A 25866-nucleotide genomic window follows, 5' to 3' on the forward strand; every position below is an offset into this window, starting at 1 on the left:
ACCTCAACCGTCTCAGAGGCAATTCTACGGCCTGAGGAATAGCTCAATAACTGCTTATTCCAAATCCCGCCGACCAGGGTTGCGAGTAGGATCGTTGGATAGAAATCCAAACACGAATAAGCTGATAAAGAGTGCAACGACAATGTAGACCGCAATTTTGAGGGTTACCATACCAGGATCTCAAGAGATAAGTCTCTCTAATCATATCGGAATGCCGCCTCAATTTTGAGTCTCACCTAGCCGTCTTATATAATCCTCAGTCTGGCTCCAGGCTTCAGTCAGCTTTGACGCCATTCCTGATGAGACGTTCCCAGCGGTTGAGGCCAACCGATTTACAGCAGGGGCTGCTTGGTTACATTAAGTCTTTTTGGGGTTTCTCTACAACTACTTTCCCCACAATCGCTGTAACCATTGCCCTGCCGAGACAATCACTTCTTCTAGCCACAGCATGGCGCGATCGAGCCAACCGAGAACTCGCTCCAAGGGGTGCTTCACATAACCCAAACTAGTTGCTTCAGCTTCAATCCAAGTATTGCTGAGATCGCCATAGTTCTCGGAGGTTGCAGCCAAGTTTGCACCTGACATCGCTACGTTGGCTGTAACGAGGGGATCACCGCCATTTACGACAGCAGATTGTGAACGCGATCGCTTAGATAGGGAGGTGGTGCGAGTGGCGTTGGCGTTGGCACTGGGAGATGAAGCGATCGCAGAGGACTGGGCCTGCTGAGTCGCAAGATCAGCAGTAGTTTCAGGAGTAGAAACGATCGCGCCTGTTTTGGCACTCGCATCTCGCTGCCAGAATCGTCCGACTAATCGTGCCCACCAATTCTTAGCGGTAGAAATAGGTACTTGTAGCGCCGGGGGCAAAGCTGTAGGGGAAGTGACGGTTGGTTCTGATAGCGCTGGGATAGAGGTGGAAGTGCGATCGCCACTAATACTTCCGGCACTTCCGGTTTGAGCGAAAACATCTTCATAACTCAACCAAGGATCGGGATGCCAGTCATAATCCCCGGTTAACAGGCGATCGCTGGCCACATGATCCCCAGCAATTTGAGTGAGTTCAGGCTGATTTGCTTTCCCGGTTAAACCTAGACGGCGATCGCCAAAGAAGTAGTCAACTGCTGCCCGCAACAAGCTGACCAGTGATTGTCCTCGCTGCTCTAATGCCGTGGAAAGCTCTGTGAGAGCTAGCGATGAGGGATAAGCTTCTATCTGAGCAATCGCGCGATCGAGAGGGGCTAGCGCTTCGTAGGGAATGGGCGGAATGGGCAAAATCCCAACTGCTAAAGTGGAGTGACTGGTGAAGTAAAGTTCTTCTACCTGAGATGCCGAATTGCTGGATAGTTGAGCCGCCACCCTGGATTCTTGAAACCAGTTAAGCGCGATCGCCACTGGGCCAGTTTGTACCCAAGCCATGATCTGCCGCACGAAACGAATAGGGGGTAAGAGGTTGGGGGTGTCGCTGGGCAACTGGAGCGGAGCCTGCGATCGCTGCCGAGCCAGAATATGCAAATAGCGCTGATAGTGGCTGACCTCCCAAACAATGCGCTGATAAAGCTGCTGTTGTTGGGCTGGCGCTAAGATGGCCAGAATCTGATTTTGAACTGTGACTAGAACGAGCGTCCGAGTTTCTAGCGCAGTTGCCACCCCTTGAATCGCGATCGCTGACGTTTTTTCTGCTGCAACTCCAGTTGACGCTTGTGCTGCGACGGTAGTTTTCAGAAACCGTGAGAGGAAGGAGGGGTGAGAGGCAGCGGTAACCTCACTTGGCGCGGCGATCGCTAAACTGCCACTGCCTGCCAGGGCTGGAACTGCAACCCCTTCTGGGAGTGCCAACGTTTCAACTGCCTGTAAAACGTTGTGCACCACTTGATCAGCTTTAGAAAGAGGTTCTGAACTTGGCTCACTAGTCGGCTCCTGAGCTGTATGCAGAGAGGGTCGCCCAGTCTCAATCGTGGTTTGAATTTGCCTGCCCACCAAGCGCGTGGTTTGAAATATGGCGTAGAAGGGGTAGAGCAAAACCTGCGCTCCCCAAACCGTCGCCACTTTGGCATGGCGGAGAGCGCGATCGCACTGGTCTACAAACTCACGCGATCGCCGAGAGAAAAAGTTGAACAACCGACTTTGATAGCGACCAGAAGAAGCAGAAGACATGGCAGTTGTCAGCGGGGCGGCTGCTGTAAAGTGAGGATGGTGTACAGCCTGCCACGGCGTAGCGACTTCAGCGTGACTCAGGCGGTACAGCTAGTGACCTGATTCTATCTAAAGATGGCTGACCCAGCGAAACTCCAGGCTCAAATTTCTGAAGCAATTTCTCAGCTACGGCAACTGACGCAGCTCAATGTGCAAACTCGCTGGCAGATGTACCTAGGAGACCTGCCCATCGTTGCAGCAACCCAACCGCAGCAATGGCAGACCTGGTCCACCGTACAGCTAAATGCCAGAGAACATATTGCCTGGGTTAAGGGACAGCAGGTGTTGTGGCTGGGGCAGCAGTTGGTGATCCCCAACGATTTGCAAGGCTACCCGCTAGAGGGGTTGATTCTGCGCTTAGCTCTAACTTGGTGGGCCGAATCCGCTCAAATTTTTGTCAACGGGCAATTGGTGCAGGAAGGCGATTTGTTCGACTGCTCCACCCGTATTTTGCTCAGTCCATCCGCCCAACCTGGAGCAACGATCGCCGTAGCTGTGCGCCTCGTGAGTCCAGGACATGATGATGGAGCCCTAGTGCGATCGCTGTCTCTCTACGAAGTTGCCTCTAACACGGCAAACTTAGACAATCGCGTCGAGCCAGGATTTGTCGCCGATGAGCTAGCCGTACTCCAGCAATATCTCGGTACTTTTGCCCCAGAAAAATTAGCAGAATTGGCAGCCGCGATCGCTCGTCTTGATTGGAGCGCGCTGAACGCAGGCGATCGCTCCCCCCTCAAGTTTGATCAGTCCTTGCAGCAACTACGCCAAACCCTCCAACCTTATAGTGATTGGATCAAGCAGCGCCAAATTTATTTGTTAGGCCATGCTCACCTGGATTTAGCTTGGTTGTGGCCTGTGAGCGAAACCTGGGAAGCCGCTGAGCGTACCTTCCAATCTGTGCTGCAACTCCAGCAAAACTTTCCAGAACTGATTTTTTGTCACTCCACTCCTGCCCTCTACGCTTGGATTGAAACCAACCGTCCCGCCTTGTTTGCCGCCATTCAAGCCCAAGTAGCAGCAGGATGTTGGGAGGTGATCGGGGGCTTGTGGGTAGAGCCAGAACTCAATGTAGTCAGCGGCGAGTCTATTGTGCGCCAAGTGCTGTACGGGCAACGCTACACCCAGACCAAGTTTGGCCAGACTAGCCCAGTTGCTTGGCTCCCCGATACCTTTGGTCTCTGTTGGCAGTTGCCCCAAATCCTCAAGCAAGGCGGCATTGAGTATTTCGTCACCCAAAAGCTGCGCTGGAACGACACCACCCAGTTTCCCTACGAAGCCTTTTGGTGGCGATCGCCAGACGGCAGCGAAATCTTTAGCGTCATGTCCGCTCCCATTGGCGAAGGCATTGACCCGCTCAAAATGACCCAGCACGCCTCAATGTGGGAAACCAAAACAGGCAACCTCGAAACCCTTTGGCTACCCGGTGTTGGAGATCATGGCGGTGGCCCTACAAGAGACATGCTGGAAATGGCTCGCCGTTGGCAAACCTCGCCTTTCTTCCCACGATTGAGCTTTACGACAGCGGAAGAATATTTGGAGGGGGTGAGGAGTGAGGAGAGAGGGGAGAGGAGTCAGGAGTCAGAAGCCAGGAGCCAGGAGTCTTCTTCATCCCTTGCTTTGCAAACAGCAAAGTTGAACATCTCATCCTCCGAAAACGTTCTCACCTCTCACTCCTCACCCCTCACCCCTCACTCCTCACTCCTTCCCACCTGGAACAACGAACTTTACCTGGAATTCCACCGAGGCTGTTACACAACGCACGCCGAGCAAAAGCGCTGGAATCGTCGATGTGAGCAGTTGCTTTACCAAGCGGAATTATTTGCCTCATTTGCCACATTAACGACGGGTGCTGCATACCCCAAAGCAGAGCTAGAAGCAGCGTGGAAGAAAATGCTGTTTAACCAATTCCACGACATTCTGCCAGGGTCATCGATTCCAGAAGTATTTGTCGATGCCAACCAGCTTTGGCAGCAAGCCGAGCAAACTGGGCAAGTACTACTACAGACAAGCTTGCAAGCGATCGCCTCTCATATTCAACTGCCTGAATCCCCCCATCCCGATGCCCAGCCGATTGTGGTGTTTAATCCGTTGAATTGGGCGCGATCGCAAGTTGTTTCAATTCCTTTGCCAGCCGACACTACCTGGCAGGTTTATAACTCAGTGGGTGAGCCAGTTCCTAGCCAAACCACAAACTACGATGAGCAAGGCCAACTCGTTCCAACCCTGCTATTTTGGGCAGAGCAAATTCCAGGTGTGGGCTACAGCGTTTTCTGGCTGAGTCCGCCAGTCCTAGAAGATTCTGATTTCCCCCAATACCGGGGAGCTAGGGGAGCCACAACCGCTAAAGGCGATCGCGAATGGATTTTAGAAAATGCGGCCTTACAGGTAACCATCGATCCTCAAACAGGTGATTTAAACCGTGTTTGGGACAAGACTCAACAGCGAGAAGTGTTGAGCAGTGCAGGCAATCAAATCCAAGCCTTTCAAGACCAAGGACAGTATTGGGACGCTTGGAACATTGACCCCAACTACGCCCAGCACCCTTTACTTCCAACCAAATTGAAATCAATTGAATGGCGCGATCGCGGCGAACTGTTGCAGCGAGTGCGCGTCGTGCGGCAACTGGGCCAATCAGAATTTTGCCAAGATTATGCGCTGCAAGCTGATGATCCAGTACTCAAAATTGTCACTCAAGTCAATTGGCAAGAACGGCATGTGATGGTGAAAACTGCCTTTCCGTTAACCGTAGAAGCAGAGCAAGCCACTTATGAAATCCCCTACGGCGCGATCGCTCGCCCCACAAATCCCACAGAACCGAGAGAGCAAGCCAAATGGGAAGTCCCCGCTCTCCATTGGGCTGATTTAAGCAGTGAAGACTACGGCGTGAGCCTGCTGAATGATTGTAAATATGGCTATGATGCTCAACCCAACCAACTTCGACTCACCTTGCTCCGAGGCACAACTTGGCCCGATCCAGAAGCCGATCGCGGCCAGCATCAGTTCACCTACGCCCTCTACCCTCATGTAGGCAACTGGCAAACCGCCCAAACCGTCCGTAAAGGCTACGAACTCAACTTTCCCTTACAAACATTTCTGTTAGATACACAGCGATCGCCCGCCTATCCACCAGCCACTCTCCCCCCTCAAAGCCAACTCCTCAACCTCCCAGCCGAAAACCTCATCCTCAGCGCCTTCAAACAATCCGAAGACGACCCCCAACAGTGGATCTTGCGGTGCTATGAGTGCCACGGTCAACCCACCGAATTAACCCTACACAGCGACTTAGGCTTAGCGATCGCCCAGCCAGTCAACCTCCTAGAACAAGCAACTGCTTCTCTCGATCAAGATACTTCCGCAGTAGTGCAAATCGCCCCTTGGAAGATCGCCACCCTCCAAATTTCCACCACCAGTCAATAAAACCACTTTTGGAGGGAGTCTGAGGGACGCAGCCGTCCCTCAGCGGGAGTTTGAGGGCAGGTGCCCTCAAGTTCTTGGTTTTAGAAGTTATCGTGATTCGCCAAAGCCACCTTCAACTTATCCAACACCTCAGCCACCGGAATCGCCCCCAACTCTCCACTCGCCCGCGTCCGAATACTAAGACTATTCGCCTCCACTTCCTTAGCCCCCACAACCGCCATCACCGGAATCTTCTCCTTCTCAGCATTGCGAATCAGCTTACCAAGGCGCTCACCGCTCAGATCAACCTCTGCCCGAATACCGAGCGATCGCATCTGATTGACTACATTCTGAGAAAACTCCACTTGATCTTGGCTCACAGGCAACAAGCGCACCTGCTCCGGTGCTAGCCACAGCGGGAAATCCCCAGCGTATTCCTCAATCAAAATCCCGATCAACCGCTCCAAAGAACCAAACGGAGCCCGGTGGATCATCACAGGACGCTGGCGAGTGCCGTCTTCTGCCACATATTCCAGGTCAAAGCGCTCTGGCAGGTTGTAGTCTACCTGAACCGTTCCGAGTTGCCATTCGCGATCGAGCGCATCTTGAAAAATGAAGTCGAGCTTCGGCCCATAGAACGCCGCTTCCCCAATGCCCTCGAAGTAGTTCATCCCCAAGGTTTCGACTGCTCGCCGAATCGCCCCTTCTGCTTTATCCCACACTTCATCCGAACCCATGTACTTATCTGAAGCAGGGTCACGGAAACTGAGCCGAGCCTTAAAGTTTTGTAGTTGCAAACTCTTGAACACAGACAGAATCAAATCCACCACGCTCAAGAATTCCGCATCCAGTTGTTCCGGGGTGACGAACAGGTGCGAGTCATCTACCGTAAAGCCGCGCACGCGAGTTAAGCCGCCCAACTCACCCGATTGCTCATAGCGGTAGACTGTGCCAAACTCTGCCAACCGCATGGGCAAGGTGCGGTAGGAGCGCAATTCGCTCTTATAAATCTGGATGTGAAAGGGGCAGTTCATTGGCTTGAGCACAAAGCCTTGCTCCTCCGCTTCAGCTTGCTCATCCTCCGACATCATGGGGAACATGTCTTCCTTGTACTTCTGCCAGTGCCCTGAAGTTTTGAACAAATCCACTCTGGCAATATGCGGCGTCACCACAGAAAGATAGCCCCGCTTCAGTTGCTCCTGCTTCAGGAAATCTTCTAAGGTAGAGCGCAAGAGTGTGCCTTTAGGAGTCCACAAAGGTAAGCCAGGACCGACAATATCAGAAAAGATAAATAGGCCGAGTTCTTTACCCAGTTTGCGGTGGTCGCGTCTCAGGGCTTCTTCTTTCCGGCGCTTGTACTCGGTTAACTGCTCCGGAGATTCCCAAGCCGTCCCATAAATTCGTTGCAGTTGAGCCTTAGTTTCATCGCCTCTCCAGTAAGCCCCCGCCACGCTTTCTAGCTCGATCGCGTCTGGCTTCAGTTCACTGGTGTTGTCAACGTGGGGCCCCGCGCACAGATCCCACCAATGATCACCTAGGTGGTAGATCGTGATCGGCTCTTCCAAACCTGCCAAAACTTCTAATTTGTAGGGTTCATTAACCGCTTTAATGCGCCGCTCTGCTTCTTCGCGACTGACTTCTTCGCGCATCACAGGCAATTTGCGATTAATGATTTTCACCATCTCTTTTTTGATGGCTTTGAGGTCTTTTTCGGTAAAGGGTTCTGGGCTGTCAAAGTCGTAGTAGAACCCGTTGTCAATCCAGGGGCCAATCGTCACTTGCGCCTTGGGAAACAGCTTCTGCACCGCCATCGCCATCACATGAGACGTGGTGTGACGAATCTTCTTCAATGCTTCAGATTCGCTGGTGCGAGGTAAATGTATTTTTTCGGCTAGTCCTGAAGAAGGAGATTCTGAAGAAGGCATCTGCTGCATCATTCGAGAAATATCTTGACTTGCAAGGGTTCGATTGGGATCAGAGGGAAATCATCCCCTATAGCCTCTATCTTACCGATCGCCCTTACCTCCTCGTCACCCAAGCAAATGAAAAGAAATTCCAGAAAATGTTACAAAACGTAAATGAAATTAAGATTATTATGGTTAGTAAGATAGAAACTCATTTTGATGCATGTTTAGTTCCAACTTGCCTGAGCCGAATTTATTAAAAACTGTTTTGCAACCGCTATTGGAAGACTTTCAATACTGGTTTGAGCGATCGCAAGTTTTGCTCGAAACAGAAGAGATTCGATTTTTAGGCACAGAGAAGCAAGCTGATTTGCTGGCACGAGTAAAACAGGCGCAACAGGAAGTTCGCACCACTCAAATGTTGCTTGAGGCGACAGGTGGGCAGGTGGGCGTAGAAACAACGGTCTTGATGCCGTGGCATCAGCTTGTCACTGAATGTTGGCAAACAACCATTCGTTTCCGCCTGGAACGCTCTGCTAGCTAAGAGAGTAGATTAAGTCACAACAAATCTGAGAAACTATGGCAATGAAGCTCAACACTGCCTGGAACCAGTTGCTGCCTGCTCCAGTTTTAAGCTTGGTTCCATTTCGAGCACAATTGCGAACTTGCTGGTGAGCTATTCGGCTGGGAGAAAAAATTATGTTGCACCTGCTTTACGTTCTGGCTTTTACCATTCTGGCGTTTTTGGCGATCGCGAATCTGATTCGCAACATGCTGACCCTAGGAATGGAATCTCAACGGAGTTATGCCCCCGCCGGATGGTCTGCTGGCAATGGTGCAGCGACTTCGCGGCCCCGACCTGTGCCCCATCCAGAGTTCTTGGATGATGCTGGCAACGTGATCAACGAGCCTCTACTGGTCATGCGTTCTATGTCTGTGGAAGACGCTCGTGAGCACTTAGATGCGCTTTACGATTCTTCTCCTGGTAGCGGCAATAGTGGCGATTCTCGTGAAGAGGGTTAGAAGCTAGAAGGCAGAAGTCAAGAGAATTAGACAAATCCTAACTTTTGACTCCTGCCGATTCAGCTTGAACTAAACTCATTGGCCTGCTAACGCTTTAAGCTACTCGAAAGCGAGGATGAGTCTTCAAAACAGTCGGCTCAAATCGCTGCACCCACTGGACAAAGGCTTCTGTCATGACACTGGTGGGCTCAGTTTGCTGAATCAACAAAGCCATGTAGCGAGCTGGTTGCTTCACGACCACAGCACAACAGTCTGGCCCTTGAATGACTGCGTGGTGAAAGCCCTCTAGTTGCAGCGAAGACATGAGGAGCGATCGCAAACCTAGTGCCTGAAAAATTGTTTGCACCCAGCTCATATTGCTGCCCTCGCCAGCGGTGAAGTACTCCTTCGGAAGACCATTCAAATCAAAAATTGCGGCCCCAACAATGCTGTTACTGTAGGCTGCATGTTCATCTTGGTCAGGCGGGGGGGGCTTGGCCCCAGAAGCAGAATTGAAAGACATAAAAAACTCACTTGGGCAATCGGTGGCTGAAACTGAAAGACACCATTAGCAGTAACAATTCCAGGATGCCCCTTAATTGAGCCGTACGGTTGGGCTGGTCAGGGAAGCAGGGTTGAGTTATCTCTACACTTAACAACTAAGCCTAGGTTACAAAATTTAGCGCTCTCTAGACGACCGTACAATTGCTCACTCTCAAGGGCTACTACGGTAAAAGCTCGGTAAGCCTGCCCAGAATTTAGTGGCCCAATTGCTTCTCCCAGTTCAGTTACACTAAAAACGTCTAGTAATCCTTAACTATAAATATCTTGCAATGGCGGCGAATTTACCTGATCCAACTGGTACTTCCCCAGCAAAGCCGAACTCCACAGTCGGTACTCGCATGCGGAACCTACTCATCGTTTTAGTAGCGATCGCCCTTAGCGTTGCTGTGTTCTTCGGTCTACAAACCCAAACGAATTCAGTCTCGCTCAACACTCTGGCCGAAGAAGCAACCCCACTAGAAGTAGCCCTCAAAAACGGCAAGCCAACCCTAATGGAGTTTTATGCCAATTGGTGCACGAGTTGTCAGGCAATGGCACCAGAAATGGATGCCTTAGAGCAGCAATATCAGGACCAAATTAACTTCGTCATGCTCAATGTCGATAACACTAAGTGGTTGCCAGAAGTTTTGCACTACCGAGTTGATGGCATTCCCCATTTCGTGTTTCTCAATCAGCAAGGCGAAGCCATTGCCAACACCATTGGCGAGCAGCCCAAAACTATTATGGCAGGCAACTTAGAAGCGTTAGTTGCAGGCTCTTCACTGCCTTATGCTCAAGCAACGGGTCAAGTTTCAGCTTTTAACACAGCGGTTAAACCAACCAAACCTGCCAACGATGATCCTCGCAGTCATAGCAGTCAGGTAGTGAACTAAATAGCTAGAGTCCACGCCTAAAGCGATTTGCGCTTGCTCCTCTAGTTACAGTCGCTGAGCTTTTGCTTTTGGCTCAGCAACTGCTCTAATAGGCTCGAAGGCAGTGGGGGAGTCCGTAAAGGTTCTGGGTCCATTTGTGTCGGCTCGTACTCAGACAGATGGGATTGCAGAAATCCTGAGGTTTCACGCGCTTCTGGGGGTAAAGGTTTATCCCACGGATTGGAGGCACCTTCTGCTTCTGATTCGGTATCAATTGTCCCACAAGCGTCAGAACCATCGTAGGCACAGCTTGCACCCAGCTGCTCCAGAACTGAGGGTGGTACAGCTCCTACGGTCTGATACGTGTGGCAGATAAAAAATGTAAAGGTCAAACTGCCTAAACGGACGCGATCGCCTTCTTTGAGGAGAGCACAGCGCCACACCCGCTCACCATTAATAAAAGACCCATTCGTGCTGTCGAGGTCAACAAGATAAAACCCTTGATCGGCTACATACCGAATGGCTGCATGACGCCGAGACAAACGCTCATCTCGAATTGAAATGGCGGCTTGGCGATCGCGGCCAAACACCCAAATCTGCTGTGGTTGCAATAAAGTTTGAGTATTTCCTTCAATTAGATTAGTTGATAAGTGAATTTGCTCTCCACTCACCACACCCTGAACATAGGGCAATGCTACTTTGTAGGGATAGCTCTTGCCAGAGTCCTCCAGCTCTAAAATCTCATCAAGCAAATCGCGATGATGCTCATAAAGTCGTAGAAAAACGCGGTATAGGCCCAAGCGTTGTTCTACCTCTGCCTCCGTAAAGGGAGTCATCATTCCTAAAGATTGTGCAGCCCAAGAGCGTGGATCAATCATAATTTAGCCGTGGAAATTTAGACAGCACACAACGTAGCCTGCTAACCTATAGATTCGCAGTGTTGTATTCGAAATGTGACCCATCAAAATGCGGCTCGGCTGAAAAGTTATAGCAGATCTGTCTAACCGTTTGATATAGCAGTACTGATAAAGGTTAAGACGGGGCGCAGGGGTGAAACCCCTAGCTGGGGGCGAAGCCCCCACACCCCCTTTGCCCTAAACTTGATGCGTAGCACTATACCAATACTGGTAAGTAAAATTTCGAATCAGAGATGCGCTTTATAAAACTGTCCTCGCGGCTGAATCAGCCCCTGCCAAGAATCACACTTCAGACTCTAGAGTAGAACGCTTGCAGATAGCAGATAACCGCAGTATTACTTAGTTTTTGTCTTTGGAAGTTTGAAAGATGACTTGTGCAGGAGCGCTTTTACGGCGGAGCACTGCCCCAACAAGGAGTTATCAAGACCTGTTGCGATCTGTCAGGGGTCTACTGCTGGAGAAAGTTTAACAGTTCACGATTGACAGTTTGAGGCGCTTCTTGCTGAGTCCAATGACCACAATGAGGCACAAACTTCAGCTTAAACGGCGCTGCCATAAACTGTTCGAGTCCTTCAGTGAGCTTTGGGCTTAACAGTGCATCCTCTTCGCCCCAAAGAACTAGGGTAGGCACCGTAATCGGTTCTGGCGATCGCTGCCACTGGCGAAGCAAGCTCTGGAGCGAAAACAGTTGCCGATGGTAGTTTATAGCAGCCGACAACACACCAGGCTTTCTCAATGCCGCTTCATACATTTGGGCATCCTCAGCCGTAAAGGCTCCTTTGCGGATTGCCTGCCCCCGAAAAAAGTCTTGCACAAAACTTTTCAAATTCTGCTGAATTAGCCACTCTGGCAAGCCCGGTACCTGAAACGCGAGAAAATACCAGCTGCGCCGAATCTGATCCCAATTACTGACTAACTCTTGAACAAATCGTTGCGGATGCGGAGCATTCAAAATTGCTAAACGATTGAGATAGTGAGGAAATTTTTGCGCTAAATGCCAAGCAATTACTCCTCCCCAATCATGGCCCACTACATGCGCTCGGGCGTAACCCAAACCTTCTATTAGACCCCGAATATCGGCACTTAGGGTATTTAGGTCATAGCCATGCTCTGGCTTGTCCGAATCGTTATAGCCCCTCAGGTCAGGCACCACGACTTTGAAATGACGGGCTAACACTGGAATTTGGTAGCGCCAAGAATACCAGAATTCAGGAAAACCATGTAGTAACACTACTAGGTCGCCTTCTCCTTGCATCACACAGTGTAATCGAATGTGGTTTGTCTCCACAAAACGGTGATGCCAACCAGAATTCCCAATTGTCATGTCAAGCCAGTGCCTTTTTCACATGCCTCTAGGCTAACCCTAGAGTGAGGAGCCACTCTGAATTATCCCTCTAATTAGGCTTGGTAGTTCACTGACGGCTACAAGGTTCCTGACAGAATTTAGGTTTGAGCGATCGCGGAGCATTAAGCTGGGTGAGCTACGGCAGGGCGATATTCTGCGGGTTTGATCTGGTACTTGACCAAATTTGCTAGCTCTTGCAACTGACTAATTGCTTCAGCGCCCTCTAGCTTCATCAGTTCACGGTCATCCCGCATCTCAGTCCAGGTAATCCCGTAATCAGAGACTAAAAACCGGATTAGGTGGTTGTCTCCCAAGCTCACCATAAAAGAGGCACTATTCATTTGACCACCGCAGGTATAGCAAGAAGCTAAATACCCTCGGTTTTCTAATACAGTAGCCAGGGCTTGTAGGCTCATAACCAAGTCCTGGACAAATTGACGGTGCTGTTCTGCAAGTCTTAAAAACACGTTCGTCCTCCAATCACCACACCTCATTCTAGACCTTTCTATACTTTCTTAAGAATTTTCCTTCTCTTAAGAAATCAGCCTTCAGGGGTTGGGATTTTTACTATTCAGAATGCCCAGTTCTTTTGCTAAAGTTCACTCCCAACATCACCTGCTCAGGTTAATGGACAGCTTCATTTGAGGAAGTATCCAGTACAACAGTTCAATGAGCTTCTTAATATTGAATCAACTGCACATAATAAGGTTCCGCCTTTAGACTGACTTGAATCACAAGTAGTTTTAAGACGGAACGTATACAAAGCTTGCGATTTGAAGAGAATCTCAACTACTAATTTGAGATTCATATGAGTCTGATTTGCAATCTGTATCAATGGGAAAAATTGTGCTTAGCAACACATTAACTCAAGCGCTATTAGCGTTTTTTAGTTAACTTGCCACCAGCCCAAACTAGGGCCAACGAAACGGACGGTTACCCAGTAAGCCACAAGCAGCCCAATACCAATCCAGGCTCCTTGAATACTCCATTTGACAAATTGCCCTGACTGCTTCTTGGTAAGGGTTAGTTTGGAGAGAATACTGGGTTCTTGACCGTATTTTTCTCCTAATGCCTCTTTACGACGTTTTGCTTCACCCATGACTCTAGTAAATATTGACGAGTAATTTGCTCGTAGTCTTTACATTTAGGATACGACTGGCTGAGGGCTGTCAGTTTAGCAGAGCTACAAATCTTCTTATGGGTTTTTGGCTTCAGTCTAAAACCGAATAGTCAGACTGGTTGAATAAGGTTGGATCGAGATAGTTTATTCGGGCTAAGGGGCTTAAGGCTGCTAACACTTGATGTCCGTAGCTGCGATGTAAAACTCGGTTATCTAGTAGTGCCACAACTCCTTGACGCTCTCTGGCTGGGGCGATCGCACGTTGCAACTCACTCAATGCAGTGGGCAATAGGTAGAGTCGAAACCAATCTTGGCGCAGTCGTTTATAGTAAGCCACTCGGCCTGCTACGAGGGGATGCTCTAGAGAAGGGATGGGTAGGGTAGCGATCGCTAATAAATGGGGTGCAGGTAAAACATGCTGGTACTGCCGCCAAAACTCCCATCCGGTGACGAGAATGCCGTTGTCGTCCAGGCAAGTTTTTTCGACCTGGACTCTAGAGCCAAACTCACCTGCCAGAATGGAACCAATCTGAGCCTTTAGCGGCACATCTCCCACCAACAATACGGCTAACCCTGGAGCAGTGAGACTAACATTTAACAAAGCCCGTACTTCTTGTACCAAAGCGGCCTGGAACTGGGGTGTGTTGGGCATGGGTAGCCCATCGGGTAAGTACAGTTGAATGAGTTCGCTTTGGCGATCGGGCGCAAATTTGAGGCAAGTCAAATCTTTGAGCCCCAACCGCTGCCGATAGATTGGAGCTTCTGGCGCTAAATCCAGCGCCCCACCAATTAGGACTACAGGCTGCTGCGGCCAGATCTTCTCTAGCGCAGGCGCAACATCAATGGGGCCACAGTATAAAGAGAATTGACCATGCTGGCGATCGATCGTCGTCCAGACCAGTTGATCGGGGTTCTGCAAGCGCTCCCAGAAGTAGTTCCAAGCGTCCGGCAAGCCAGGTAAAGGGGGTGTAGTGTTTGACTCATCTGGGGCTGGCAGTGGCTGAGAGAATGCGTCGGGATCTGTTAGTTGACCTGCGCTCAACTGCTGAAACAAAGTCTCTAAGATTTCTCGTTCTTCAGGCTCAATTAAGTAACACTCGTAAGGATTGGCGGGATGCTGAAAGATGGCTCGCGTGAGTTGCACTCGCACATCTCGAATGGTTTCGGTTAAGTCAGGGCGAGCCAGCATCAAGTCATTCCAATGACTCGGCGCTAACTGAGCTGTAAGTTGGTGCTGTGCCCAAGCTTCTAGGTCATCCACCCCATCCAAAATGGTCGGAATTCCTTCAGGAAAGCGGCTTTGATCACCCAAGCGATCGCTCAGCCATTGTTCAGGTGTGGTTAAGAGCAATCCTTCAAAATCTGGCCCAGGCCAGCGATCGCCCGTTCGAATCGGTTTATGGGTTTGAATCCACTGGCGGAGTCTAGGAATCTCGACCATAAGAAGGCGCTGCTGCACTTCTTCGGGTACCGCCAATACGGCTGCACCGGGCCAAATCAGCAACGGTACTAAGTAGCTCAGACGATAGCGAGCGTGGCTACCCGAAGGAGCACCCGCTTGAATCAAGGCACTACGGCCTAGCCTTAAAGCTCGCGCCACCAAGCGTCCCATCGTTAAGTGATGGGGCCAGTAGGGCTCACCCTGTTCTCGTAGGAAAGCACGGAGTTGCTGGTGGACTTCTACTTCAATCACAGGCGAGGAGCGTTTGATTACCGCGTGACCTTTATTCTGACACAGGCGTTAAAAATCCCTGCTGGCTTTAAATTTACCGCAGGGATTTTTGCAACTGATTCTTGATCAATTATGACAACTGTCAGACGAGACAGGGGCTTTCAATCGGCTTTGGAGCTAAATTAGCGCCGTCGGCTGCGAGAAGGCGATCGCCGGACTCCACCAGAGCGGCTGCTGCCAAAACCACCAGAACTCCGATTGACTCTGCTAGGCTGCGATCGCCCAGATTGGCGGAGAGTACTGGAGCCAAACCCAGAACCAGTAGAACGATTGCCAGAGGTAGAAGGTCGTTGCACAGTGGTGGGGCGGCTGCTAGACGTGGGTGTTCTTAAACGACCCGTGGTACGCAGAGTTTGGCGATTGCGAACCGCTGCAGGTGGGGCTTGATAACGAGATTGGTAGCGGTTCACAGCTTGGCCGTAAGTATCACCATAACCACCAAACCCTCTTAGACCCCCTGGTTGATAGACAGGTGGTACATAATAGCGTGGCGTAAACAAGAGATTGCCTACTACTTGGCCTGCGATCGCTCCTGCAAAAGGAGTCCAGAAGCTGGATTGCTGGCGCACAACGACCGTTTCTTGGCGACCCGTTTGAGGATCAGCTTGGGTTTCAACGACGTTGTGAACGTACTCAATTTTGAAATCTTCCGCCACATGGAGAGAGGCTTTCCCGCCATCGACTTTTAGATAGTTTTGCTGTTTGGCAGCCACTTCATCATCGGTAAGGCGAGCCATTTGCAAATCAGAAGTCCGAAACACAGCTGGCACTCCGGGCGGTGTGTTCAACAACATCAAGCTATATTCGCCATTACCGTCGTTGTAAGTGGCCTGCTGTACGGGGTACTGGCCGCTTGGTATGTTCTGCTGGGTGGGGGCTGTTGAGACCCTGGCATTAGCATTAGGAGCTTGAGACTGGACTGATGGAGCCTCACCACAAGCCAACGTAGTCCAACATAATGCTAGAGCCGTGACTAATATTACAAATCGACGAAACATAGGTGGGTGAATTATTGTATTCATTTCAAGACTGATTTTATGAACCATTCGGCATGGTTTCTCAAGATTGGGAAGTCAAGAACCAGCTTGACGCCTCTACAGCGGTACTAACTCTGCAAAGTTGAGTAATAGCTGATCCGAGGTTAATTCGTCACCCAACTGAGCGGGAGAGAAATGAACCTGAACGGCCCGTAGGTTGTCCTGGTAGTGCAGATTGATCAATGCTCTTAAACCTGCCGCCATTGCTTCCATACTAGCGAGATCCGTTTCCAATTCAGGAACCTCTCCTTCAAACGCTACTGTCAGCATGACTACCAAGTTGTGCGTGACAGGCAGGGACAATGGTTCGTTTTCTGGCGATTGACTAAAATCTGGTTCACTCAGATAACGCTGAGCGGAGTCTGTAAACAAGTCGGTCACAAAGTCTCCCGCTTCGCCTTCATTCCAAAACACATCACCTTCGTTGGCGGCAGACTGCCAGTAAAGGTCGTTTTGCAATAGGGTTTGGCAGATTTCGACCAATCCTTCTCCCAAAACCTTTAAATCACCATCTGAGTCAACGGCCTGTCGGCCCGCCCGATTTAGCACGCCTAAAATAGGGGCAACTTCTTGCCCTGCCAGATGCAACATCAGGCGACAAACGACAAATCGGGTGCGCCCACTCATTTGGTTAAAGCGATCGCGCCAAGAATTCATTATTGACCTCGCTGCTCAATACAACTAGTAGTACAGGTTACAGTGTGTCTACCGCCTACTGTAGTAGTCTTCGGTTTCTGAACGCTCTATCTTAAGGTCAACGTAAATAGAATCCCTATTTTCTAGGACCTAGGTGCATTGAGCGATCGCGTTTTAGAGGTCTAAGTAGTAAAATCCTCGAACAAAATCAATCACCAGACTGACGGGTAGTAGCACGGGCTTGGCTGAAGTAGCACTATCTAAGCCAGCTTTAGCAAAGCTCGAAGCACTCATAAAGCGTTTGCCAAACATGGGATGGTAATAAACCGTCAGGGTGCGATCGCTGGAATTAGTCAGAATCGTTTGGGTGGGGGCGACAAAAAAGTTGGTTTCTTTGACTTGAACTGGCTTTTCTGGGTTGGCAGGTTCCACCGGAGTCGGTGGGAGAGAAAGGCGGATTTTTGTAACTTGTTGGCTAATTTGAGTTAAAGCTGCGCTCAGTTTATCCAAGCGCTCTAGTTCTCTGACACTAAGTTCTTGCGTACCCTGCGATCGCACCATATGCAGCAATCCCATCATTTGCTGCTGCACCGTTTTTGCATCCTGAAACGGCAAAATTGCTACATAGGCGATCGCAAACAACTGCTCATCACCATTCAGGCCAAAGGTGAGGGTCGTGCGCCGCCGACCGACTTCAATACTGGGTGGATAACTCAGGGTTGGGCATTGCCGAGCAATTTGGTGGTAGGCAGCCGCGATCGCTGAGTGGGATGCAGGTTCCAATGGCGCATCGATAATAATCTGAACTGTCGGTGGTGTGGATTTGAAAAATTTCTTATGCTCTTCCGCTGCAAAGCGATGAATCTGGCTTTGATCGCCGCTAGGACTGAGGTCAATCCAGTCGCAGGTAATGCCTTCCGTCTTAATTCCAAAGCGAGATACTGCATGTACCTTCGCTCCCGTCAAAGTCGCTCCCGTTAAGTCTGCTCCGACCCAATCCGCTCGAATTAAGTTCACTTGGCTCAGGTCAGCGTAGACCAAGCTGGTGTTCATCAAATTGGTGTTGCTCAAGTCCGCACGGCTGAGGTCAGCCCCACTCAACTTAGCGCCGCTCAAGTCTGCGCCATGCAACTTAGCGCCGCTTAAATCAGCCCAGCGCAAATTGGCTCCACTCAGATCAGCCCCACTCAGGTTGGCTTGGTTGAGGTTGGCTTGCCTCAGCTCAGCCCCACTCAAATTAGCCCCACTTAAGTCAGCCTTACTCAAATCTGCACCTTGCAAATTTGCCTGCTCTAGCGTGGCACCCGTGAGCGAAGCCCCCCTTAGATCAGCGGCACTCAGATTAGCCCGCATCAAGTTCGCTTGCCGCAGCTTGGCTTCACGGAGATTGGCTTCACTTAGATTAGCGCGACTAAAGTTGACCCCGCTTAAATCAGCCAACACCAGTTCTGCCCGCACCAGCGCCGCTTGTGTTAAGTTAGCACCGCTCAAGTCAGCCCGAATCAAGTTAGCAACGTTAAGATTAGCGCCACTGAGATTGGCTTTGCTCAAATTAGCGCCGCTCAACCTAGCAACATTCAGTTTGGTGCGACTCAAATCAGCTTCGCTCAAATTAGCGCCACTGAGATTTGATACACTCAAGTTCGCTTGACTCAAGTTTGCTTTGCTCAGGTTGACGCCACTGAGATTAGCCTCGCGCAAGTCAGCCGCTATAAATTCTCTAGTCCCCGCTCCGTATTTTTTTAGGAGTTCCTCAGCGTTCATCAAGATTTCCCTTTAGAGATCCAAAAATGATGGAGATAGGCGGCATCTAGTCATGGTCGAGCTACGTAAGCCTGAGTAGCTAGTTGAGTCAGTCAACAATGAATATTGGCAGAATAACGCAGAATAACAAATGAATATTGGGATTGTTGGACTGGGCTTAATCGGTGGCTCATTGGGGCTGGATCTGCGATCGCGCGGGTACCAAGTTTTAGGAGTGAGTCGTCAGGAGCACACTTGTCAGCGGGCCATTGCTAGAGGAGCCGTCGATGATGCCAGTGTCAACTTAACCCTCTTGGCTGCTGCCGATGTGGTCTTTATTTGTACCCCTCTCTCTGCGATTGAATCAACCGTCATCCAGCTGATCCCACACCTTGCTGCGACCACGATTTTAACGGATGTTGGCTCAGTCAAGACTTCCGTAGTAGATAGCATCACTCCACTCTGGCCCAACTTTGTCGGTGGGCATCCGATGGCAGGAACCGAAGAAAATGGCATTGAGGCCGCCCAAGCCAATCTGTTTGCCAGTAAGCCTTACGTCCTCACCCCTACCACAACAACCCCTCCTGTCTGCATCGAAACAGTAGAAACCTTGGTGCGATCGCTGGACGCTCACCTTTACCACTGCCGTCCTGAAGATCATGACCGAGCTGTAGCTTGGATCTCTCATTTACCTGTCATGGCTAGTTCCAGCCTAATTGCAGCTTGCATGAGCGAGACAGACCCTACCACCCTAGAACTCGCTCAAGCTTTAGCAAGCTCTGGATTTAAGGATACGAGTCGCGTAGGCGGAGGGAATCCAGAATTGGGGTTGATGATGGCACGATACAACCGCTCCGCTCTGTTGCGATCGCTTGCTGCTTACCGCAACCAACTCGATCAAATCATCGCCAATATTGAGCAAGAAAACTGGGAAGGCGTAGCAGACCAATTGCAACAGACGCAGCAAGCGCGATCGCACTTTGTTAAATAACCCTTTGCTAACCCAACGATGCCAGGAATTGCAACTTGGCAGCGTGAATCACTACAAAGTGCTAAACACAATATTGAACAAAGTGCTAAACACAGTACCGAAACACCCACCGTCCAATTCGTCTGGAGGAGGTCTGGAGGACGCAGCCGTCCTTCAGCGGGGGTTTGGGGGCGAGTGCCCCCAAGGTTCGGATTTGCCCAGAGCTTAAATCAAGCTGTACGAACCCAGCCAAACCTCTGACCCTGCCTAAAATCCATAAATCAGGCTTTTCCGCATCCAACCATTCTCAACCACCAACTCAAGCCATGCAGACACCACAGCCGATTCGCCAGCAAGGAGGAGTGTTTGATGACAACGCCTTCGTTCGACCTGAGAATGGGCGATCGCTGGATTACCCCATCCTGATCGTAGGCGGCTCGACTGCTGCCTATGCTGCCACCTTAGCGGCCTTAAGGAGTGGCGTCACGGTTTGCTTAGTCCAACCCCAAGCGGTAGTGGGTGGGCAATTTACCGCTCAAGCCCTTCCCGCTTCTGACGATGGTGATCTTTTGCGGCAACCAGCCACCCCCTTTCAAGTTGAAGGTGAGCGGTTTGCCATTTCTAAAAGCCAACGCACCTTCCGCGATCGCCAACGGGAGTTACAAAAGCTCAACGGCAGAAAGGTCGCTAATCCGGGAGGAGGTTGGGTTAGCCCCCTCGCCACCACCCCTATCGTGGCTGCAACGGCGATGAATGAAGCGATCGCACCTTACATTGCTCAAGGCAAGCTGATTCTGATTCCTTTCGCCGAACCCATTAGCGTCATCGCCACCGAAAATCCAGGTCAGCGGCGGCGCATCACCGGGGTAGTCTTCCAAAACCGTCAGAACAATCACACCTTTACGATTAACAGCAGAGTCATTCTGGAAGCGACGGATTTGGGGGACTTGCTAGAACTAGGCAATATCGAATCTCGCGTTGGTCAAGAAGCCCGCAGTGAGACCGGAGAGCAAGCTTTACCCGAACGAGCCTTGCCCCAATGTCAGCAATCTTTTACCTTTGGCGATGTGATAGAGCGAACGGCTCCGGGTCGTGGCGTTGCTATTGGGGCTCCACCCGGATATAACAGCACTTCCTGGTTAAACAGCAAGGAATTTCGGAGTTCTTTCTGGCACAAAAGCCGAGGGCAGTGGGAACCCCAACCCCGTGAGTTTTTTAATCCCTTCGGTATTTTTCGTTATCGACGAATTCTGCGGGTGGCCGAAGAGGAGAAAACGATTAGCCCTGGTGATGTCACCGTCATCAATTGGGGGCAGCATCAACATGGAGAAAACGGCCCTTGGTGCTGTGGTAATGACTATCGAGTCGGAGTTTTAGTGGGCGTGAGCCGGGAAGATCGGCAGCGTCACACTCAACAAGCCCGCGATCGCGCCCGTGCCTATGTCCACTTTTTGCAAACCAACGGTGTCCCGGACTTAAAGCCGCGCGGTGACCTAACGTGGACTCGCGATGGCATTGCCCTAGAGCCTTACATTCGCGAAGCGAGACGGGGCATCGCGGTTACTACCATTCGCCATGAAGATGTCGCCAAACCCTTTTTCCCTGGGCAAGCGCGAGCCAAAAGCTTTGACGATAGTGTGGGTATTGGGCAGTACCACTATCTTGATCTGCACGGCAACGACGAGCCAGGACATGCCAGTTTGCCGGGGGAAAACGTGATCGCCTTGCCCTTCACCTTGCCGCTCGGCGCTTTGATTCCCATCAACACTGATGGATTAGTACTCTCAGCCAAAAGTATTGGCACCACCCACATCACCAATGCGGCCTACCGGATGCACCCCGTAGAATGGGCGATCGGAGAAGCGGGAGGTTATCTAGCAGCCCTAGCCGCGAATGCAGGCGTGGATGTTCGCGATGTCGCTACTAACGAAAGTCTAAAACGTAAGCTGCAAGGCACGCTGACCCGCAACGGCATCCCAATTTTTTGGTTTGATGACATTGCTCACGACGATCCAGACTTTGAAGCGATTCAAGTTCTGGCAGCCGCCGGAATTATTCGCAGCGAGAGCCACACCGATCTGCGATTTCGGCCCTCAGCTAGCGTCAATCGAGCAGTTGTAGCAACCGCACTGGTAAAACTACTGGGTTTTGAGCTGATCTCACCCGCCACACCAACTTTCGTGGATGTGCTGCCAAACTACCGCTGGGCTTACCCCATGATTGAAACTTTGGTAGCCAAGCAAATCGTGGCGGGTGTGGGCGATCGCCGTTTTGCTCCAGAACGCCCCATCACCCGTGAGCACCTATCTTTCTTGGTCAAAAAAGCTCTGCCTGCTGCGTACGATCGCGCTTTTGCTAGAACTCCGATCGACAAGCAAGTTGTGCAACGACGAGAGCTATCGCGGGTTTTGTATGAGGTGATGCGGGTGAAGTTGGGAATTGTGAATTAACCTAACCCCCAGCCCCTTCCCTACTAGGGAAGGGGAGCCAGACTCAAAGGTCTAGGCGATCGCGCTACCGTGGAGATAAAATTCGCACGTTCAATCCTCACTATGCTGCAACAAATACTGGCTCGTCCTCTAGGATGGCTTTTGGTTTTAGGAACTTTGACTGGAAGCGCGATAAGGGCTACGCCCTCGCAAGCGATCGCCATTCAGCCTGCTCAAGCTCAAACTCCTGATCTCGCGCCTACTGACTCCACGGCTCAACCAACGCCCACTGATCCTGCACTAAACCAGGGTTATCCCATTCGCCGCCAAGATGCTCCGCTACCGCTGCCTCAGGTTTACGAAACCCCAATTGAGCAATTTGAGCCACCCTTCTCCGATGTCTCCAGAGATCACTGGGCCTATGAAGCGGTGACCCGGTTGTTTTACATTGGGGGAGTGAAAGGGGAACCCAGCACCTCCACGAATTCAACTCAGCAATAAACAAGTTCTGACTATGGCTTCTTCTAAGCGCAAGCCGACCGATAAAAGCGATCGCATGGTCTACTCCGAGTTTGGTAACTCTGCTAATCCTGATGCGTTGGCGCGCGGAGTACCCGATTTACCACCGAATCAACAAAACTTGAAGGTGCAGGCGACCCGGAAAGGCAAGGGTGGCAAAACGGTGACTGAAATTACTGGATTTCAAGCCAAGGCAGAAACTTTGGCCGATTTGCTGAAAAAACTGAAAGCCCAGTGCGGAGCGGGTGGCACTGTGAAAGAAAACGCGATTGAAATTCAGGGTGATCACACACAGAAGCTCGTAGAAATTTTGACCAAGCTGGGCTACAAAGCCAAGGCGAGTGGTAAATCAGGGTGAGATGACGAGCGATCGCTAGATTTTCTTGTAACATTCCATCTCGCGATCGGCACCCTGGCTGCATTTCCATAGTCTTTGACACTTGTGGGCTAAATGAGCCCACTTTTTTTTGGCGGAATCATGGGCAGTCTAATTGGATGATCCAAATAAGGCTGTAATCCCAATTCCCTAAATACTTAATTTTTGCCTGCCATTCTTTGCCCTATGGAATCTCTGCATGCGTAACTTCTACCAACGCCGCTCTCAGTTTTCTTTTATCGTCACTTTTATCGCCACGATCGCGATGGTGGTTCTGGCTGGCATGATGACTCCAGCCTCTGCCCAAACCAAGTTTAAAGATGTGCAAGGTTATTGGGCACAGAACTGTATTGAAAACTTGGCTGACCAGAAAATCATTAGTGGCTATCCCGATGGTAGCTTCCGCCCCAGTGCCCCCGTCACTCGCGCCGAATTTGCCGCAATGGTGGCCAAAAACTTTGCTGGCACCATTAATGTGACTCAGCCTCCATCTGGGCTTGGGGTTCAATTTATTGACGTTCCTACTAACTACTGGGCGCGTACATCAATTAACCAAGCTTCTGAGGCTGGGTTTTTGTCAGGTTATCCAGGTCGCATCTTTAAGCCCAGTCAGAACATTCCACGAGCGCAAGTGTTGGTAGCGTTGGCCAATGGTTTAGGTTACAAACCTGCTCAACCCGTTGCGACAACTCTGAGCGCTACCTTTAATGATGCTCAAGCGATTCCTGACTATGCCCGTAACGCGATCGCGGCAGCCACCGAAAAACAACTTGTTGTCAACTATCCCAACATCAAATCCCTCAACCCAAATCAACTGGCGACTCGCGCAGATGTGGCAGCAGCCCTTTGCCAGAGCACAGCATACACTGGACAACTTCAGTTGATTCCTGCTCAATACATCGCTGGCAACAAACCCCAGTCCCAGCCTCAAAGCACCAATAAAACGAGCGAAATTCGGGGTGTCTGGCTTACGAATGTCGATAGCGAGATCTTGTTTAGCCGCGATCGCCTCAAGAATGACTTGCAAGACCTGGCGAATCTCAAATTCAACACTGTGTACCCAACCGTCTGGAACTGGGGCCACACCCTCTACCCCAGCCAAGTGGCCAAAAAAGTGATTGGTACAGAAGTAGACCCGACTCCAGGCTTACAAGGGCGAGATATGCTGGCGGAAGCTGTGGCGGAAGGCCATCGGAACAACCTCGCTGTCATTCCTTGGTTTGAGTTTGGCTTCATGGCTCCTGCTGAGTCAGATCTAGTGGCACGTCATCCTGACTGGCTCACCACTCGACAAGACGGTTCCACAATTTGGGCAGAGGGCAAGCACAGTCGCGTTTGGCTCAATCCTTTCCAGCCAGAAGTGCAGCAATTCATGATCGATTTGGTCACAGAAATTGTCTCCAAATACGACATTGATGGCCTTCAGTTTGATGACCACTTTGGGCTACCCGCTCAGTTTGGCTATGATCCTCTCACCGTCAAGCTTTATCAGCAAGAACATCAAGGACAAAGCCCGCCTAGCGATCCCAAAGATGCCGAATGGACTCGTTGGCGTGCCGACAAAATTACCGCTGTTTTTGCCCGTACTTTTGAAGCGATTAAAGCTCGCAAACCCAAGGCGATCGTCTCGTTATCTCCCAATCCCCAAAAGTTTTCTTATGAGGAATTCTTGGCCGATTGGGTCACGTGGGAACGACGCGGCTTAGTCGAGGAACTGTTACTCCAGATTTATCGCACTGACTTAAACACCTTTATTTCGGAACTCGATCAGCCTGAAGTTCGAGCTGCAAAACAACACATTCCTGTCGCGATCGGCATTTTGGCTGGCTTGAAAGACCGTTTGATGCCAACTCCCCAAATTCAAGCCCAAGTGCAAGCAGTACGCGATCGCGACTTTAAAGGGGTGTCGTTCTTCTACTACGAAACCATGTGGAACTTTGACACCAACAACGTCGCCCGCCGCAAAACCGCCTTCCAGAATCTCTTTACCTCGAATGTGACTCGCCCCAACCTGGTGCAGGAGCAAGCGGTGAGGACGGAAGGATGAGGGATGAGGGATGAGGGATGAGGGATGAGGGATGAGGGATGAGGGATGAGGGATGAGGGATGAGGGATGAGGGATGAGGGATGAGGGATGAGGGAGGAGGGATGAGGGATGAGGGATGAGGGATGAGGGATGAGGGATGAGGGATGAGGGAGGAAAGGAACACCAGAGGTATTTTCGACTTTCTGTGAGAGGCGATCGCTAAGAAGTTGGGAGAACTAAAACCCTTCTGGCTCCTGGCTTCTCACTTTTTCATCCTTCCTCCTTCATCCCTCATCCTTCCTATCTCCTAAAGATCTCCGCGAAAAATTGTTTCATGTCTTCCCAAGAACGGCGATCGGCAGTGCGATTGTAAGCCACCCCTGTAGAGGTATCATTGCCTGCTTCTGCATTGGTGAAACTATGGACGGCACCGCCATAACTCACTAGTTCCCAGTTGACTTTGCCCTGGCGCATCTCCTGCTTAAAAGACTGCACCTGTTCATCGGGTACTAGCGGATCGTCACCGCCATGCAATACCAAAACTTGGGCTTTGATGTTTTTGGCATCAGCTGGATTGGGGGTATCTAGGTTGCCATGAAAGCTAACCACACCTGCAAGATCAGCGCCGCTCCGCGCTAGTTCCAAAACGGTACCCCCACCAAAGCAATATCCGATCGCAGCTAGTCGCTTGGAGTCAACTAAGGGTTGTCGGCGCAAAACATCTAGGCCAGCTTGAGCGCGATCGCGTAGCAATGCCCGATTTGAGCGATACTTAGTCGCTTCAGCCCCTGCTTCTTTCGGGTTTTTAGGCCGAATGCCCTTGCCATAAATATCAGGAGCAAAGGCGACATAGCCCATTTTCGCCAGTTGATTGGTGCGTCGCTTCACATAAGGCCCAATGCCTGTCCATTCGTGCACGACCAATACACCAGGGCGCTTACCAGTCACCGCATCATCGTAGGCCAAGTATCCTTCGAGTACAGTGCTCCCTTGCTTATATTCCACAACCTTGGTGCGGAGAGCCGCCTCAGCAGTGGCTGACCACACCAAAGCCACGACAGGAGCCAGCAGCGCAGAAGTCCAAACTTTCATAGTCTCAATCCTTG

22 protein-coding genes are annotated in these 25866 nt (G+C 50.8%); 9 read left to right on the forward strand and 13 right to left on the reverse strand.

What is annotated here, in order from left to right; all coding sequences use genetic code 11:
• Positions 1–54 precede the first annotated feature (54 nt).
• Together KME12_17580 and KME12_17585 are read right to left on the reverse strand one after the other, a co-directional pair.
• Entirely contained in the window at positions 55–171 is a 117-nt protein-coding gene (locus KME12_17580) for a photosystem II reaction center protein I (protein ID MBW4489597.1), read from the reverse strand.
• Positions 172–384: 213 nt separating this feature from the next.
• On the reverse strand, positions 385–2154 hold the full coding sequence (locus KME12_17585) for a hypothetical protein (protein ID MBW4489598.1): 1770 nt from the start codon (positions 2152–2154) through the stop codon (positions 385–387).
• 114 nt (positions 2155–2268) lie between these two features.
• Here KME12_17585 and KME12_17590 point away from each other — a divergent pair, with 114 nt between their 5' ends.
• Positions 2269–5610 (forward strand): alpha-mannosidase, encoded by a 3342-nt coding sequence (locus tag KME12_17590; protein MBW4489599.1) that lies wholly within the window; start codon positions 2269–2271, stop codon positions 5608–5610.
• An 80-nt stretch (positions 5611–5690) separates the two neighbouring features.
• Here the strand turns inward: KME12_17590 and thrS are convergent, their stop codons facing one another.
• Positions 5691–7526, reverse strand: coding sequence for a threonine--tRNA ligase (gene thrS / locus KME12_17595; GenBank protein ID MBW4489600.1), 1836 nt, complete (start codon positions 7524–7526; stop codon positions 5691–5693).
• 190 nt (positions 7527–7716) lie between these two features.
• Here thrS and KME12_17600 point away from each other — a divergent pair, with 190 nt between their 5' ends.
• Positions 7717–8037 (forward strand): DUF2605 domain-containing protein, encoded by a 321-nt coding sequence (locus KME12_17600; GenBank protein MBW4489601.1) that lies wholly within the window; start codon positions 7717–7719, stop codon positions 8035–8037.
• 155 nt (positions 8038–8192) lie between these two features.
• Positions 8193–8516, forward strand: coding sequence for a DUF2973 domain-containing protein (locus KME12_17605; protein ID MBW4489602.1), 324 nt, complete (start codon positions 8193–8195; stop codon positions 8514–8516).
• Positions 8517–8610: 94 nt separating this feature from the next.
• Here KME12_17605 and KME12_17610 read toward each other — a convergent pair whose 3' ends face one another.
• Positions 8611–9018, reverse strand: a complete 408-nt coding sequence (locus KME12_17610) for a hypothetical protein (protein ID MBW4489603.1) — start codon at positions 9016–9018, stop codon at positions 8611–8613.
• Positions 9019–9328: 310 nt separating this feature from the next.
• Between KME12_17610 and KME12_17615 the strand changes: the two genes are divergently transcribed.
• The gene (locus KME12_17615; GenBank protein MBW4489604.1) at positions 9329–9931 is read left to right on the forward strand and encodes a thioredoxin family protein; all 603 of its coding nucleotides are present in this window, start codon (positions 9329–9331) and stop codon (positions 9929–9931) included.
• 41 nt (positions 9932–9972) lie between these two features.
• Here KME12_17615 and KME12_17620 read toward each other — a convergent pair whose 3' ends face one another.
• From KME12_17620 to KME12_17655, 8 genes are all read right to left on the reverse strand, one after another.
• Positions 9973–10788, reverse strand: coding sequence for an FHA domain-containing protein (locus KME12_17620; GenBank protein ID MBW4489605.1), 816 nt, complete (start codon positions 10786–10788; stop codon positions 9973–9975).
• A gap of 487 nt (positions 10789–11275) precedes the next feature.
• The gene (locus KME12_17625) at positions 11276–12151 is read right to left on the reverse strand and encodes an alpha/beta hydrolase (protein MBW4489606.1); all 876 of its coding nucleotides are present in this window, start codon (positions 12149–12151) and stop codon (positions 11276–11278) included.
• A 143-nt stretch (positions 12152–12294) separates the two neighbouring features.
• Positions 12295–12639: a DUF1815 family protein gene (locus KME12_17630; GenBank protein ID MBW4489607.1), complete on the reverse strand. Its 345-nt coding sequence runs from the start codon at positions 12637–12639 to the stop codon at positions 12295–12297.
• A 419-nt stretch (positions 12640–13058) separates the two neighbouring features.
• Positions 13059–13271 carry a DUF2839 domain-containing protein gene (locus KME12_17635; protein MBW4489608.1) on the reverse strand — a complete coding sequence of 71 codons (213 nt, stop codon included), beginning with the start codon at positions 13269–13271 and terminating at the stop codon, positions 13059–13061.
• 112 nt (positions 13272–13383) lie between these two features.
• Entirely contained in the window at positions 13384–14985 is a 1602-nt protein-coding gene (locus tag KME12_17640) for an ATP-dependent DNA helicase (GenBank protein ID MBW4489609.1), read from the reverse strand.
• A gap of 161 nt (positions 14986–15146) precedes the next feature.
• Complete coding sequence (locus KME12_17645; GenBank protein ID MBW4489610.1) at positions 15147–16046, reverse strand: hypothetical protein; 900 nt, start codon at positions 16044–16046, stop codon at positions 15147–15149.
• Between the two features lie 72 nt (positions 16047–16118).
• Positions 16119–16718 carry a DUF1517 domain-containing protein gene (locus KME12_17650; protein MBW4489611.1) on the reverse strand — a complete coding sequence of 200 codons (600 nt, stop codon included), beginning with the start codon at positions 16716–16718 and terminating at the stop codon, positions 16119–16121.
• A 153-nt stretch (positions 16719–16871) separates the two neighbouring features.
• Positions 16872–18461, reverse strand: a complete 1590-nt coding sequence (locus KME12_17655) for a pentapeptide repeat-containing protein (protein MBW4489612.1) — start codon at positions 18459–18461, stop codon at positions 16872–16874.
• A 130-nt stretch (positions 18462–18591) separates the two neighbouring features.
• On the opposite strand from KME12_17655, the gene KME12_17660 reads away from it, so the two are divergent.
• From KME12_17660 to KME12_17680, 5 genes are all read left to right on the forward strand, one after another.
• Positions 18592–19431: a prephenate/arogenate dehydrogenase gene (locus KME12_17660; protein ID MBW4489613.1), complete on the forward strand. Its 840-nt coding sequence runs from the start codon at positions 18592–18594 to the stop codon at positions 19429–19431.
• A gap of 305 nt (positions 19432–19736) precedes the next feature.
• Positions 19737–21860 (forward strand): FAD-dependent oxidoreductase, encoded by a 2124-nt coding sequence (locus KME12_17665; protein ID MBW4489614.1) that lies wholly within the window; start codon positions 19737–19739, stop codon positions 21858–21860.
• 102 nt (positions 21861–21962) lie between these two features.
• Positions 21963–22340, forward strand: coding sequence for a hypothetical protein (locus KME12_17670; protein ID MBW4489615.1), 378 nt, complete (start codon positions 21963–21965; stop codon positions 22338–22340).
• A gap of 13 nt (positions 22341–22353) precedes the next feature.
• On the forward strand, positions 22354–22716 hold the full coding sequence (locus KME12_17675) for a translation initiation factor (GenBank protein MBW4489616.1): 363 nt from the start codon (positions 22354–22356) through the stop codon (positions 22714–22716).
• Between the two features lie 217 nt (positions 22717–22933).
• Complete coding sequence (locus KME12_17680; GenBank protein MBW4489617.1) at positions 22934–24781, forward strand: family 10 glycosylhydrolase; 1848 nt, start codon at positions 22934–22936, stop codon at positions 24779–24781.
• Between the two features lie 279 nt (positions 24782–25060).
• On the opposite strand, the gene KME12_17685 is transcribed toward KME12_17680, so the two are convergent.
• Positions 25061–25852 carry a dienelactone hydrolase family protein gene (locus tag KME12_17685; protein ID MBW4489618.1) on the reverse strand — a complete coding sequence of 264 codons (792 nt, stop codon included), beginning with the start codon at positions 25850–25852 and terminating at the stop codon, positions 25061–25063.
• Between the last annotated feature and the right edge of the window lie 14 nt (positions 25853–25866).

The sequence above is a fragment of the Trichocoleus desertorum ATA4-8-CV12 genome (genome assembly GCA_019358975.1).
Taxonomy (GTDB): Bacteria; Cyanobacteriota; Cyanobacteriia; order FACHB-46; family FACHB-46; genus Trichocoleus; species Trichocoleus desertorum_A.

Excerpts from the sequence above, each read along its gene's own strand:
- KME12_17580 (MBW4489597.1), bottom strand. The coding sequence starts at position 171 with ATGGTAACCCTCAAAATTGCGGTCTACATTGTCGTTGCACTCTTTATC.
- KME12_17585 (MBW4489598.1), bottom strand. The coding sequence starts at position 2,154 with ATGTCTTCTGCTTCTTCTGGTCGCTATCAAAGTCGGTTGTTCAACTTT.
- KME12_17590 (MBW4489599.1), top strand. The coding sequence starts at position 2,269 with ATGGCTGACCCAGCGAAACTCCAGGCTCAAATTTCTGAAGCAATTTCT.
- thrS (MBW4489600.1), bottom strand. The coding sequence starts at position 7,526 with ATGATGCAGCAGATGCCTTCTTCAGAATCTCCTTCTTCAGGACTAGCC.
- KME12_17600 (MBW4489601.1), top strand. The coding sequence starts at position 7,717 with ATGTTTAGTTCCAACTTGCCTGAGCCGAATTTATTAAAAACTGTTTTG.
- KME12_17605 (MBW4489602.1), top strand. The coding sequence starts at position 8,193 with ATGTTGCACCTGCTTTACGTTCTGGCTTTTACCATTCTGGCGTTTTTG.
- KME12_17610 (MBW4489603.1), bottom strand. The coding sequence starts at position 9,018 with ATGTCTTTCAATTCTGCTTCTGGGGCCAAGCCCCCCCCGCCTGACCAA.
- KME12_17615 (MBW4489604.1), top strand. The coding sequence starts at position 9,329 with ATGGCGGCGAATTTACCTGATCCAACTGGTACTTCCCCAGCAAAGCCG.
- KME12_17620 (MBW4489605.1), bottom strand. The coding sequence starts at position 10,788 with ATGATTGATCCACGCTCTTGGGCTGCACAATCTTTAGGAATGATGACT.
- KME12_17625 (MBW4489606.1), bottom strand. The coding sequence starts at position 12,151 with ATGACAATTGGGAATTCTGGTTGGCATCACCGTTTTGTGGAGACAAAC.
- KME12_17635 (MBW4489608.1), bottom strand. The coding sequence starts at position 13,271 with ATGGGTGAAGCAAAACGTCGTAAAGAGGCATTAGGAGAAAAATACGGT.
- KME12_17645 (MBW4489610.1), bottom strand. The coding sequence starts at position 16,046 with ATGAATACAATAATTCACCCACCTATGTTTCGTCGATTTGTAATATTA.
- KME12_17650 (MBW4489611.1), bottom strand. The coding sequence starts at position 16,718 with ATGAATTCTTGGCGCGATCGCTTTAACCAAATGAGTGGGCGCACCCGA.
- KME12_17655 (MBW4489612.1), bottom strand. The coding sequence starts at position 18,461 with ATGAACGCTGAGGAACTCCTAAAAAAATACGGAGCGGGGACTAGAGAA.
- KME12_17660 (MBW4489613.1), top strand. The coding sequence starts at position 18,592 with ATGAATATTGGGATTGTTGGACTGGGCTTAATCGGTGGCTCATTGGGG.
- KME12_17665 (MBW4489614.1), top strand. The coding sequence starts at position 19,737 with ATGCAGACACCACAGCCGATTCGCCAGCAAGGAGGAGTGTTTGATGAC.
- KME12_17670 (MBW4489615.1), top strand. The coding sequence starts at position 21,963 with ATGCTGCAACAAATACTGGCTCGTCCTCTAGGATGGCTTTTGGTTTTA.
- KME12_17675 (MBW4489616.1), top strand. The coding sequence starts at position 22,354 with ATGGCTTCTTCTAAGCGCAAGCCGACCGATAAAAGCGATCGCATGGTC.
- KME12_17680 (MBW4489617.1), top strand. The coding sequence starts at position 22,934 with ATGCGTAACTTCTACCAACGCCGCTCTCAGTTTTCTTTTATCGTCACT.
- KME12_17685 (MBW4489618.1), bottom strand. The coding sequence starts at position 25,852 with ATGAAAGTTTGGACTTCTGCGCTGCTGGCTCCTGTCGTGGCTTTGGTG.